This window comes from Pseudomonas sp. FW305-28 (assembly GCF_017351395.1).
GTDB lineage: Bacteria > Pseudomonadota > Gammaproteobacteria > Pseudomonadales > Pseudomonadaceae > Aquipseudomonas > Aquipseudomonas fluorescens_AA.
In genome coordinates, this window is record NZ_JACNDD010000169.1 from 1 (window position 1) to 13,468 (window position 13,468).

6 protein-coding genes are annotated in these 13,468 nt (G+C 61.6%); 3 read left to right on the forward strand and 3 right to left on the reverse strand.

From position 1 onward, the window contains the following. Window positions 1-522: 522 nt before the first annotated feature. The 3 genes from J4E53_RS26590 to syrB1 are packed head-to-tail and all read right to left on the reverse strand — an operon-like array spanning window position 523 to window position 4,595. Entirely contained in the window at window positions 523-1,734 is a 1,212-nt protein-coding gene (locus J4E53_RS26590; protein ID WP_060742634.1) for an alpha/beta fold hydrolase, read from the reverse strand. Between the two features lie 60 nt (window positions 1,735-1,794). Then, entirely contained in the window at window positions 1,795-2,730 is a 936-nt protein-coding gene (gene syrB2, locus J4E53_RS26595; RefSeq protein WP_060742633.1) for a syringomycin E biosynthesis L-threonyl-[L-threonyl-carrier protein] 4-chlorinase SyrB2, read from the reverse strand. A gap of 17 nt (window positions 2,731-2,747) precedes the next feature. Further along, entirely contained in the window at window positions 2,748-4,595 is a 1,848-nt protein-coding gene (gene syrB1 / locus J4E53_RS26600; RefSeq protein WP_103309113.1) for a syringomycin E biosynthesis L-threonine--[L-threonyl-carrier protein] ligase SyrB1, read from the reverse strand. A gap of 339 nt (window positions 4,596-4,934) precedes the next feature. Between syrB1 and J4E53_RS26605 the strand changes: the two genes are divergently transcribed. From J4E53_RS26605 to J4E53_RS26615, 3 genes are all read left to right on the forward strand, one after another. Continuing rightward, window positions 4,935-5,996 (forward strand): TauD/TfdA family dioxygenase, encoded by a 1,062-nt coding sequence (locus J4E53_RS26605; RefSeq protein ID WP_103309111.1) that lies wholly within the window; start codon window positions 4,935-4,937, stop codon window positions 5,994-5,996. A gap of 34 nt (window positions 5,997-6,030) precedes the next feature. Further along, on the forward strand, window positions 6,031-7,731 hold the full coding sequence (locus tag J4E53_RS26610; protein WP_103309109.1) for a cyclic peptide export ABC transporter: 1,701 nt from the start codon (window positions 6,031-6,033) through the stop codon (window positions 7,729-7,731). 385 nt (window positions 7,732-8,116) lie between these two features. Next, the coding region (locus J4E53_RS26615; protein ID WP_207268221.1) for a non-ribosomal peptide synthetase at window positions 8,117-13,468 on the forward strand (5,352 nt) is incomplete at its 3' end.

The following is a 13,468-nucleotide window of genomic DNA, read 5'->3' on the forward strand; positions in this document are numbered from 1 at the left end:
AGCCGAGCTTGCTCGCGATGACCGCGGCACATTCAATATCAATGCAAGCTGAACCACCGCTATCGCGAGCAAGCTCAGCTCCCACAGGGAATTGTTGCTGGATGCTGAATCTGTGGGCGCCCAAGAACCCATGTGGGAGCGAGCTCGCTCGCGATGACGTCGGCACATTCAATCCCGATGCAAGCTGACCCACTGCTATCGCGAGCAAGCTCGCTCCCACAGTGGATTGTGGGTGGATGCTGAATCTGTGGGTACCGAAGAACCCATGTGGGAGCCGAGCTCGCTCGCGATGACGTCAGCACATTCATCCCGATGCAAGCTGACCCACCGCTATCGCGAGCAAGCTCAGCTCCCACAAGGAATTGTGGGCAGATGCTGAATCTGTGGGGCCCCAAGACCCCATGTGGGAGCCGAGCTTGCTCGCGATGACGTCGGCACATTCAATCCCGATGCAAGCTGACCCACCGCTATCGCGAGCAAGCTCAGCTCCCACAGGTTTTGCACCGCGCCACGGCTGGTAAGTCAGACCACCGTCGATTCGAGGGTCGATTCCAGGAAGCGGAAGGCGGTGTGCTTTGAGCGATGGGTCGACTCGAAGAACGCCAGATGGCTGCCATTGCGCTCCACATGCAGCAAGGCGTCACTGATGGACTCGGCAATGTGCTTGGAACCACCAAGGTGGGTGGTTTCATCGGCGTCGCCGGCGACGACCAGGGTGGGCGCCGTGATCTGCTCCAGCCGCGACTTCAACTCAGTCTTGTTCAGCGCATCGTTGAGTCGCGCATAGCGATAGAACAGCTCTTCGTTGACATAAGGGTAGAGCGCCGCATGGGCGATGGAGTCCGGAATGGTCGCCAGGGTCGCCTGGTCCAGGAACAACGCCTGCAGGTCGCTGGCTTCGTTGCGGTCCACGGCGGCCGATTCCATCAGCCACTCGAAGTTCTGCTGGTGGGTGGTGCGCAGGCTGTCGTCGCCCAGGTTGTAATCACCGTGCCACAGGCTCAGGGAGTTGACCCGGTCGGTGTGGATGGCCGCCGCGCTGAGGGCGATCACCGCGCCACCGCAGATACCCATCAAGTGCGCGCTTTGCAGGCCATAGTGGTTCATCACATTGATCAGGTCGCCCACCTGGGCATCGGTGTCCACGGACAACTGATCGAAGGAGGTGCAGGAACCGAACAGCCCGCGGGTTTCCCAGGTGACCACGAAGAACCTTTCGCTCAGCGCATTGAACCAGTCGCGACACAAGTCGAACGGCATGCCGCAGGGCAGGGCGAGGACGATGGCTGGGCGGTTTCGATCGGTGCTGGCATGCACCGACAGCGCCACATTGTCGCGGGTAATCAGGTGCAGTGTCTCGACCTCGGGCACGGCACCGCTGAAATCGAAGTGTCTGACCAGGCGCCCGAAGTCCTTGGCACTGTCGACATCGTCGAAGTGGTCATAGGCAAACTCGAGCGCCTGGCAGATTTTCTTGCTGATGAACATCTCGAAAGACGACAGCTGCGCCTCGCCGTCATGCACGTACTGCACGGCTTTGACGCCGATCCTGGCGAACGCGGTGCTGACCGCGCGTTCCGTGGCTCTCACGCTGGAGGAAGCCTGGTCGGGCGCCACATCACTGCCCTGGGACAAAAAGCTCAGGCAGATAGGATCGGGCAAATGGATGGCAAGGTGCCTAAGCATCCTCACGGTCTCACACAGGCGCGTCGCTGCGTCGGTGGAAATAGTCATGGATTGGGGACTCCTGTCAGGCACGTTGCGCATGCCAACTGTCATATGGCATTGAAAAGATCAGACGGCTTCGAACTTCTTGCCTCGGGTCGTGTGGGTGACAAGGCGATTGTATTCAGGGGTCGTCTCGCCGATGACCTGCACCGCGCCGTACTTTTCAAGGCTGATACGTCCACCGTATTCCTCGATGTGGTCGGAGTCCGGGTAGATCTTCACGAACGACGGTACATAACGCGAGGCGAAGCCCATGCGCATGTCCTGGGACTCGCCGCTGTGGGGGTAAGAGGCGTGCATCAGGGTCGACCAGAAAATGATGAACTGGCCGGCTTTCATCTGCATGGGCACGGCGGAGGCTTCGTCGGGCTTCCAGTTTTCGTCGATCTGCAGCTGGCGATAGTCGTAGCCGAAGAAACCGCGCCGCACACCATCCTTGACCACCGAGCTGTTGTTGGCATCGGGATCGTAGGCCATGCGCTTGGTTTCGTCGTAGTTCATGCTGTTCTGGGTGCCGGGAATGAACTGCAGGCAACCGTTGGCGATGTTGGCGTCGGTGAAGGCGGTCCAGACGGTGATGGTGCCGCCGAAGTCTTCGTTTTCCGGCCAGAGAATCTGCGGCTTGCCCGAGGCGTTGGCGAAGGTGTCGGCCTGGTGCCAGTCGGTGCCTTCGTCGCCCGGGTATTTAGGGAAAAACTCGGTGCGCCAGCACAACACGTCCGGGCCGAGGATGCTCTCGACGCGGTCGCAGATCTGCGGACGGCAGATATGGCTGGCGAGGAATTCGTCGTCCAGGTGGCGATCGTAGTTGGCAATGTTGGTGCCGCCGGAGATCGCATCCAGGTCCTGGTAGGCCGCGGCACTGCGGTCGAGCAGGCGCAGGCGGGTGCGCTTCCAGGTCTCTTTCATTTCTTCTGGCGAATAGGCGTCGAACGGTCCGATGAAGCCGTTCTTTTCAAAGGACGCACGTTCTTCCGGGGTCAGGGCGAATTTTTTGCTCATGAGCTTTTCCTTTTCGATCAATGGGCTTGAACAAGGGAGCGCTGGATACAGCCGGCCAACACTTTGGCGGTCGCGCCATCTGCCAGCACACCTGGGTCGAGGTTGACCCGGTAATGGGCCTTGAACGTGCTCAACGAGCGGATCAGGGCCAGGGAGGTGCCGCCGAAGTCGAAGAAATCATCGTTCAGGCCGATGTTCTTCAGGCCCATGTCGTCCGACCAGACCTTGAGCACGAACTGCTCCTGTTCGGTGAGGCCCGTTTCGCTGGCGTGGTCCACGGTCGAGGTGGCGGAATCGGGCGAGGGCAGGCGGCTCTTGTCGATCTTGCCGTGGTCAGTGACCGGCAACGCGGCCAGTGGGATGTAGGCCGAGGGGCGCATGTAGTCCGGCAGGTTCGCGGCCACCTGTGCGGCCACTTCGCTGCGCAGCTGTTCGGTCCAGGCCGCCACGCCATGGGTCGGCACCACGTAGGTGACCAGGCGCCAGTCGCCATCGCCGTAATCGTGACCGGCCACGTGGGCGGCGGCTACGGCGGGGCTGGCTTGCAGGCACGCTTCGACTTCGCCCGGCTCGATGCGGAACCCACGGATCTTCAGCTGTTCATCGCAACGACCGGCGTAGCGGTACTCGCCATCGTCTCCCAGCACCAGCAGGTCGCCGGTGCGATAGGCACGGCTCGAGGTGCCCGGCAACTGGACGAAGCGCTCGGCGTTCAGGGCGGGACGATTCAGGTAGCCCAGGGCGACCCCGGCGCCTTCGATGTACAGCTCACCGGCGTTGTCTTGGGACACTGGTTGTTGATCGGCGTCGAGCAGGTGCAGGCGCCAGCCGTCCAGCGGCGCGCCGATGGACACCATGGCGGCGCTTTCCAGATCCTGGCCACGCACGCGTTTGAAGGTGGTGTGGACGGTGGCTTCGGTGATGCCGTACATGTTGATCAAGGCCGGCTTCTGATCGCCATGGCGCTCAACCCACGGCCGCAGTACGGTGGCGGGCAGTGCCTCGCCGCCGAACACCACGTAGCGCAGGGCCAGTGGCGCACTGGCAGAGCGGTCCGCCTCATCCAGGCCGCGGAACGCCGATGGCGTCTGGCTCAGGACAGTCACGCCCTGGTCGGCCAGCCATTGACGCGTGCCACTTGGCGAGCGCGAAACATCGTAGGGCACCACGGCGACGTGGCCACCGTGGGCGAGGGCGCCCCAGATTTCCCACACCGAAAAGTCGAAACCGATGGAGTGGAACATCGACCAGACGTCGTTTTCGGTGAAGGCGAACGAGCGCTGGGTACTTTCCAACAGGCGACTGACGTTACCGTGCGCCACCAATACGCCCTTGGGCTCACCGGTGGAACCGGAGGTATAGATGACATAGGCCGCGGCCTCGTCGGGGTTGCGTTGGTCGTTGGCGGGCAGCGGTTGCAGGGTCGGGCCGGCCAGCAGCTCGGCCAGGGACAGGACGCGTACGGACGCGCTCGGCGGCAGGTCGGCGAGTTCACCGATCATCAGGCCCAGGCCGCTGTCGCGCACGATGTGTTCGACACGTTTACCGGGGTATTGCGGGTCGACCGGGACGTAGGCGCCGCCGGCCTTGAGGATACCCAGCAGGCTGATGACCAGGTCGACGCCACGTGGCAGGCACATCCCCACCAACATGCCGTCCTGGACGCCTTCCTGGCGAAGCCTGGCCGCCAACTGCGACGAAGCCGTGTCGAGTTGTGCGTAGCTCAATGAGCGAGAGGCGTCGGAAACCGCGGTTCGCTCAGGGAATTCACGGGCCCGGGCGACGAATGTTTCATGCAGGAATGCACCGGGCGTGAGAGGGGCTGGCGCGGGATTGACCGATCCGCCAGTGTTCTTAATCGGCATGACTAACGCTCCTGTTAAATGCCAGGCACAGCGTGTTTGCATGTTGCGCAAACCGATGTGCTCGAGACGTCACTGCGACCCACGGCATCGTTTGCGGTACCTGTGCAATTCGCAGCTGACGCATTTCAGCACCGACTTCGTGTCGGCGTCTGTCGCGGGAAATGGGGACAAGAATTTGCCGCTCCGCAAACGGCTCAAGTAGACACCATGACCCCCTCTGTCCCGGTTTGCGGTGCCAGACATCACCGCGGATCAGTGTTTTTATCCTTGCCCGATGGTGGGGCGCATTGGTCCGGCCCTGCGACGTGGATCCGATGATCCGTGGTTCAGGAGTTATTCATGAGTCTTCAAACTGACGCATCGCCCGTCATGCCCGCTGACGGGATGGCGGATTCGCTTGTCTGGCCAGGTCACGGGGCCGGTGAATCGGTCAGGCTGTCATTGCTCGCCGACGGTTTGAGTTTGCCGGTGGTGATCGAACCGATCGAACCGGGGCTGGATCCTTCGCTGTGGGCCAACACCCATCGCGAGGCTATCGAGGCGTTGCTGTGTCGTCACGGCGCGGTGCTGTTTCGTGGTTTTGACCTCGGCTCGGTGCCGGCCTTCGAGGCGTTCGCCGAAGCCTTGTCGCCCGGGTTGCACGGCAGCTACGGCGACCTGCCGAAGAAGGAGGGCGGACGCAACGTCTACCGCTCCACGCCGTATCCCGAGCGCGAGATGATCCTGTATCACAACGAGAGCTCGCACCTGGAAAGCTGGCCGCGCAAGCAATGGTTCTATTGCGAGCAGCCGTCACGGGTTGGCGGTGCGACGCCGCTGGCCGACATCCGCCAAGTGCTGCAAAGCCTGCCGCCGCAGGTGGTGGCTCGGTTCGAACAAAAAGGCCTGATGTACAGCCGCACCTTTACCGCTGGCGTCGAGCCGAGCTGGGCATCGTTCTTCGGCACCAGCGACCGCGCGGCCGTCGAACAGCGATGCCGGGAACAGGGCACCGATTTCGAATGGCTCGACGACGAAACCCTGCAGGTGCGCACCCTCTGTCCAGCGGTTATCCAACATCCGGTGACCGGGGAGCGGGCTTTTTTCAACCAGGTGCAGCTGCACCATCCGTTCTGTCTCGGCGAGGAAATGCGCGAAGACCTGCTCGATATGTTCGGCGCCGATCGTCTGCCGCGCATGGTCAGTTACGGCGATGGAACGCCGATTGAAGACGACGTCATGGCGTTGCTCGGCGAGGCCTATGAGGCCTGTGCGGTCAGGTTCGCCTGGCGCAAGGGCGATGTGGTGATGCTCGACAACATGTTGGCGGCCCACGCTCGCGATCCTTACGAGGAACCACGCCTCATCGTTGTGGCGATGGGCGAAATGACCGCCCGGGGCGATGTATGGCGACCGGCGTGAGCCCTTTCGCGACTCCATTGAAGGATAGCAACCCATGAAAAAAGAGAAGAAAGCGAAGAAGCCCAAAGCGGGCTCGGTCATGCGCCTGTTGTGGCGTAACCATCCCTGGCTGACGCTCTTTACGTTGATCTGCGGTGTCATCAGCGGGGTGGCGTCCATCGCGGTGGTGAGCGTGATCAACGACGCTCTCTACAATGACGGCTCGCGCCTGCAGGCGCTGTACTGGTTCATCGGGCTCAGTGCCACGGCGCTGATCCTGCGCAACGGTGCGGCGTTGTTCCCGGCCTACGCCAGCATGCGGATCATGACGCGCTTGCGCATTGCGCTTTGTCGCAAGATTCTCGCCACGCCACTGGAAGAAGTGGACCGGCGCGGCCCGCCCAATGTGCTGACGATGTTGACCAACGACATCCCGCAATTGAATACGACATTGATCATCATGCCTACCATCCTGGTGGAGACGACGGTCTTTCTGTTCGGCATCGGCTACCTGGCCTACCTGTCGTGGGTCGTGCTGGCCTTGACGGTGTCACTGATGATCCTGGGGGTGGGGCTGTATCTGTTCTTCTTTTCCTGTGGCGTGCGGAACACCTCTCGTGTGCGGGACGAATACACCGCGTTCAATGAATACACCCACGCCCTGGTGTTCGGCCTCAAGGAACTCAAGCTCAATGGCGTGCGGCGTCGTTGGTTCGGTCGCTCGGCCATCGAGGCGTCTTCGACCCGTGTGGCGCGCTACAACTTCGTCGAGCGCCTGTGGTACACCGCTGCCGACAACGTTGGGCAACTCACGCTGTCGCTGCTGATCGGTTGCCTGCTGTTCGCCGCGCCCCTGGTCGGTGCCATCGAGCCGAAAATCATGACCGCCAGCGTCCTGGCGGTGTTGTACATCATGGGCCCGCTGTCGTTGCTGGTCGGGGCGATGCCCTTGCTGGCGGCGGGACGGGTGGCGTGTACGCGTCTTTCGGAATTCGGTTTCTCGATCAACGATCCGCACCCGGAGCCTATCGAGACCGACGTGCCCAAGGTTCATCTGCTGGAGCACAAGAAGTCCTGGAATCGCATCGAATTGAAAGCCGTGCGCATGCATTACCAGGAGCTGCACGCCGAGACCGGCTTCTCCCTGGGGCCCATCGACCTGACGGTGCAGGCCGGCGAGTTGATCTACATCGTCGGTGGCAACGGTTGCGGTAAAAGCACCTTGGCCAAGCTCCTCTGCGGGCTCTACATCCCCCAGGAGGGTGAGGTCCAGCTCGATGGCAAGCCTGTCACGGATGAAAATCGCAACGACTATCGCGATCTGTTCTCCGCGGTATTTTCCGATTTCCATCTGTTCAATCGCCTCATTGGCCCCGACGAAGAGGACGGCAGCCCGACACTGGCGAGCAAGTACTTGGAAACCCTGGGGCTGGCCGACAAGATCAAGATCGAAGGGCAGGGGTATTCAACCCTGAAGGCCTTGTCCTATGGCCAGCAAAAACGCCTGGCACTGGTGTGCGCCTACATGGAAGATCGGTCGGTCTACGTGCTGGACGAATGGGCCGCGGACCAGGATCCGCCATTCAAGAAGTTCTTCTACGAGGAACTGCTGCCTGACCTCAAGCGTCGTGGCAAGACGGTGCTGATCATTACCCATGACGACCAGTATTTCCAACTGGCCGATCGCATCATCAAGTTGTCGGATGGCCAGATCGTTTCCGACATCAACTGCGCCCTGCGCGACAAGCGAGCCTGATGCCCATTCAGGCTCCATCGTCCGGCTTGCGATGTCGCGACAGGACTGCTGAACACCCGTGATAAATGCTTGGCATCCCCCCGGCAGACGTGTATCCGCCGCCGGGTGGCGATGCCATGCAAGAACGCTCCGATCGTTCGACCGACCCCATGCCGCGCTGGCTAGCCGCGCGGATTTGCATCAACTCCAGGCGTGCCTGTTGCATTCAACCCGGGCAGCACTGACAAATCTCTGAGAAGGAACGTATGGAATTTATCTTTGCGCGTGCTGTGGATGGCGTTGTTGCAACAGGCCTGTCGGCTGACCGGTGTCATGAAAAACGCCGGGCCCCCAGGGCTTCGGGCAGTGCGTTGTGGGTGTGCGTGCGTGTGTCGGAGGGGCAGGTATGAATCAGTTTCTCCAGCTCTCGACAAGCTACCCTCTGACGACAGCACAGCGGGACATCTGGCTGGACCAGATGACCAAGGGCGATTCCCCCCTGTACAACATTGGTGGCTATCTCCATATCCAGGGCGCCGTCGACCCTGAGCGTTTTCAGCGGGCGGTCGACCTGTTGATTGAAAAATACGATGCCCTGCGTACGGTATTGCACTACGGCGCCGACGGCGTGCCCATGCAGACAATGGCCGAGACATTGGAGGCGCGGGTTCCCGTGCTGGATTTTTCCGATCGGCCCGACCCAGAGGCAGCGGTCCATGCCTGGATGCAACAACGGATGGCGGTCGCCATCAGGTTGGATGAAAGCCCGTTGTTCCGGTTCTATCTGGCTAAACTCGGTGACGCATCGTTTTATTTTGTGATGCACCTTCACCACATCATCCTGGACGGGTGGGGCGTCGGTTTGGTGCTGACTTCGCTGGGCGAACTCTATGACGCCCTGGAGAACGACCAGCCGCCTGACTTGTCGGCACCGTCCTATGTCGGATTCATCGACGAGGATGCCCGCTATCGTGATTCCCCTCGTTTCAAGCTCGATGAGGCGTACTGGCTGGACAAATACCAGGACGTTCCGGATCCACTGTTCATCGCGCGTCACCACGACCAACCACCCGGGGTCCTGGCTCCCAGTGCTCAAGCCTTGTATCGCTTCGCCCACACCTTGAGCGATCGAATCGATGTCCTGGCGCAAGCGCATCAGGCGTCACGTTTTTCGGTGCTGCTGGCTGCACTGTATGTCTTTTTCATACGGACCACCCAGCGTGATGAGTTGGTGATCGGCCTGCCGATCCTCAACCGCCCCAATGCAACCTTCAAGAAAACGGCGGGGTTGTTCACGCAGGTCAGTGCCGTGCGCTTCAAGTTCGCCAGCGACTTGTCATTTGGTGAGTTGATACGTGGCGTGACCCGCACACTCAAACAGGACTATCGCAACCAGCGGTTCCCCCTGAGCGAGATGAACCGTTCGCTAGAGTTGCGGCGCGATAACCGCGCGCAACTGTTCGACGTTTCGTTTTCCTATGAGCAGGAAGATCGTCGGTTCATGTTCGGACAGGCGCCGGCTCATTTTGTGATGGGCTCGAACGGCCAGGAACAGATGCCGCTGTCCATCCATATCCGAAGCAACCCGCACGACGACAATGCCTGGCTGCACTGGATCTACAACGAAAGCTATTTCCAGGCCGATGAAATCGAGTCGATGGCCGACCGATTCATGCATGTGCTGGAGCAGGGCTTGCGTGACGATACATTGCCGATCGAAGGCTTCGTTCTGCCGACCGCGACCGAAGCGGACATGCTCCAGGCCTGGAACGCGAGCGATGCGCGCACGTATGAGCATGACCACACGATCCATGGGCTGTTCGAAGCGCAGGCGCGGGCGCGACCTGACGCGGTAGCGGTGGTGCATGAAGACCGCTGCCTGACTTATGGCGAACTCAACGCCCGGGCGAATCAGGTGGCGCACCGGCTGTTGATCCTCGGAGTCCACCCGGACGACCGCGTGGCGATCAGTGTTGAGCGCGGTCTGGACATGATCATCGGCCTGCTGGGCATTCTGAAGTCCGGTGCCGGCTATGTGCCGCTGGATCCGGCCTATCCCCAGGAACGCCTGGCATTCATGCTCGACGACAGTGCGCCGGTTGCTTTGCTCACTCAATCGACGCTGCAGGTTCAACTGCCGGCGTTGCAAGTCCCGGTGTTGTTGCTTGACCAGGCCGAAGCGGCGGGTATCACCGCCCAGCCACGCTACAACCCTGATGTGCGCACCCTGGCCTCACACCACTTGGCCTACGTGATCTATACCTCGGGTTCGACCGGATTGCCCAAGGGGGTGATGGTCGAGCACCGCAACGTCGCACGGCTGTTTTCGGCGACCCTGCCTTGGTTCGAATTTGGCCCGCAAGATGTGTGGGCGCTGTTCCATTCCTTCGCCTTCGATTTCTCGGTCTGGGAAATCTGGGGCGCGTTGACCCACGGCGGCCGCTTGCTGGTGGTGCCGCAACTGGTCAGCCGTTCTCCGCAAGATTGCTATGCGTTGTTATGCGAGACCGGTGTCACCGTGCTGAACCAGACCCCAAGCGCTTTCCGGCAGTTGATCGCGGCCCAGGGTGACAGCGACCTGTGCCACAGCCTGCGCCAGGTGATCTTTGGCGGTGAAGCGCTGGAAACCAGCATGCTCAAGCCGTGGTATGCCCGTGCGACCAATGCCGGGACACAACTGGTGAACATGTACGGCATCACCGAAACGACAGTGCATGTGACTTATCGTGCGTTGTGTGCCGCGGATGCGCAGTTGACCGGCGTCAGCCCGATCGGTAAGCGGATTCCCGATCTGCGCCTGTACCTGCTCGACAAGTACGGCCAACCGGTGCCAGTAGGCGTGGAGGGCGAGTTGTATGTGGGGGGCGCTGGCGTGGCGCGGGGTTACTTGAACCGGCCCCAGCTTGACGAAACGCGATTCCTGGCCGACCCGTTCGACGGTGGGGCTCATGCGCGAATGTACCGTACCGGAGACCTTGGCCGCTGGCTGAAAAATGGTGAACTGGAATACCTGGGGCGCAACGATGAACAGGTAAAGATCCGTGGTTTCCGCATTGAACTGGGCGAGATCGAAGCGAAGCTGGCGGTATGCGCGCAGGTGCGCGAAGCGGTGGTGATCGCCCGGGAAGACAACCCGGGGGACAAGCGCCTGGTGGCTTATGTGGTGGCCGACGCAGGTCGGCAACTCTCGGTGGCTGACCTGCGAGACCAATTGCTGGGCTTGTTGGCGGACTACATGGTGCCGAGTGCATTCGTGTTGCTGGATGCGCTCCCATTGACGACCAACGGCAAGCTGGACCGCAAAGCCCTGCCGGCGCCCGATTCACAGGCCTATGCCCGGCGCAGCTACGAAGCCCCGGAAGGCGAAGTGGAAACTGTCCTGGCCAGGCTTTGGGCCGAACTGCTTGGTGTGGAACAGGTGGGTCGACACGATCGGTTCTTCGAACTGGGCGGCCACTCCTTGCTGGCGGTCAAGCTGATCGAACGCATGCGCCAGGTCAAGCTGCACGCCGATGTGGGGGTTCTCTTTGGCCAGCCGACGTTGGCATCGCTGGCCGCCGCCACGGGTGTCAGCAAGGGCATCGTGGTGCCGGACAACATGATTGCCCACGGGGTCGAATGCATCACACCGGACATGCTGCCACTGGCAACGCTGACCCAGGACGAGATCGATCGAGTGGTCGCGGCAGTGCCGGGCGGGGTGGACAATGTCCAGGATATCTACGGGCTCGTGCCGTTGCAGGAAGGCATCCTGTATCACCACCTGGCGACCGAGGAAGGCGATCCGTACCTGTTGCAGATTCTGTTGCGCATCGACAGTCGCGAACAGCTCGATGCTATTGTGCAGGCTTTGCAAGTGGCGATCGAGCGCCATGACATTCTGCGTACCTCGGTGGCGTGGGAGGGCTTGGGCGAGCCGGTCCAAGTGGTCTGGCGCCAGGCACAACTGATGGTCGAAGAGCTCGGGCTGGACGTGGCTGAAGGTGATATCGCTGGCCAGATGCAGCGCCGTTTCGATCCACGTCACACCCGCTTCGATCTGCGCCAGGCGCCGATGATGCGCCTTCATTTCACCGAAGATGTCGCCCACGGCAACTGGGTCGCGGTGTTGTTGTTCCATCACCTGATTGACGACGCCACCTCCCTGGGGATGCTGGGCAAGGAGATCGAGGCGCATCTGGAGGGCCGTTCGGCCGAACTTCCGGTATCGGTGCCTTACCGCAACTATGTGGCGCAGGTGCGGCTGGCAGGCAATCAGGAACACCATGAGGCGTTCTTCAGCGAGATGCTGGGGGACATAGACGAGCCGACATTACCGTTCGGTCTGCGGGATGTGCAGGGCGACGGCGTCGGTGTCGAAGAGACGGTGTTGCCGCTGGCCGCCGATCTGGCCCAGCGGTTGCGTACCCAGGCGCGGCGCCTGGGAGTGAGTACGGCCAGCCTGCATCACCTGGCTTGGGGTCAGGTGGTGGGGCGTTTGTCCGGTCGCCAGGATGTGGTGTTCGGCACGGTGCTGATGGGCCGCCTGCACAGTGGGCAGGAAGCCGGCCATGCCCTGGGCATGTTCGTCAACACACTGCCCTTGCGCGTCGAAGCGGGGGGGCAGGGGGTATTGGCCGCGCTGAAAGCGACCCACGCACGGTTGGCGACCCTGCTGAGGCATGAACACGCGCCATTGTCCCTGGCGCAGCGTTGCAGCGGTGTCGCGGCGCCGACCCCCTTGTTCAGCGCGCTGATGAATTACCGGCAGACTGCCGTGGCGGCGCAGGCACCCAAGGCGGTCGGTGAAGGGCGTCGCTGGGCCGGGGCGCAAATTCTGAGTGGCGAAGAACGCACCAACTATCCGCTGACGCTGTCCGTGGACGATCTCGGTGACGGCTTCAGCCTGACCGTTCAAGCGGTGGTCGAAATCGGCGCGCGGCGTATCGGCGCCTATATGGAAGCGGCATTGACGAGTCTGGCGGCGGCGTTGGAGCGTGCGGTTGAATCGCCCCTGGCGGATTTGACGATTTTGCCGGCATTGGAACGCGAGCAACTGCTGGTGGCATTCAACGCCACCGAGGCGGATTATCCGCAGCAGCAGACGGTTCATGGTTTGTTCGAAGAACAGGCCCAGCGTACGCCGGATGCGGTGGCGGTGATCCGGGGTGAGCAGCGCCTGACTTATCACGAGTTGAACGAGCGGGCCAACCGCCTGGCCCATTACCTGCGCAAGCAGGGTGTGGAGCCCGATTCGCGAGTGGCGATCTGCGTTGAACGCGGCATCGACATGGTCGTGGGGCTGCTGGCGATCCTCAAGGCAGGCGGCGGTTATGTACCGCTGGACCCGGCGTACCCGCTGGACCGGATTGCCTACATGCTGGACGACAGCGCGCCGGCTGCGGTGTTGGCGCAGACAGCGACCCTTGAGTTGCTGGCGGAAGCATCGATGCCAGTGATCAATCTCGACAGCGGCGATTGGCAGGACGAATCCGTCCAGAATCCCGAGGTCACTGAGCTGACGTCCTCGCACCTGGCCTATGTCATCTACACCTCGGGTTCGACCGGTCTGCCTAAAGGTGTGATGATCGAACACCGCAACACGGTGAACTTCCTGACCTGGGCCCATCGCTCATTTGACGCTCAAACCCTGTCAAAAACCCTGTTCTCGACGTCGCTGAACTTCGACCTGGCGGTCTACGAGTGCTTCGCGCCGCTGACCTCGGGCGGCAGCATCGAAGTGGTCACTAATGTGCTGGAACTGCAGCAGGGCGAGCAC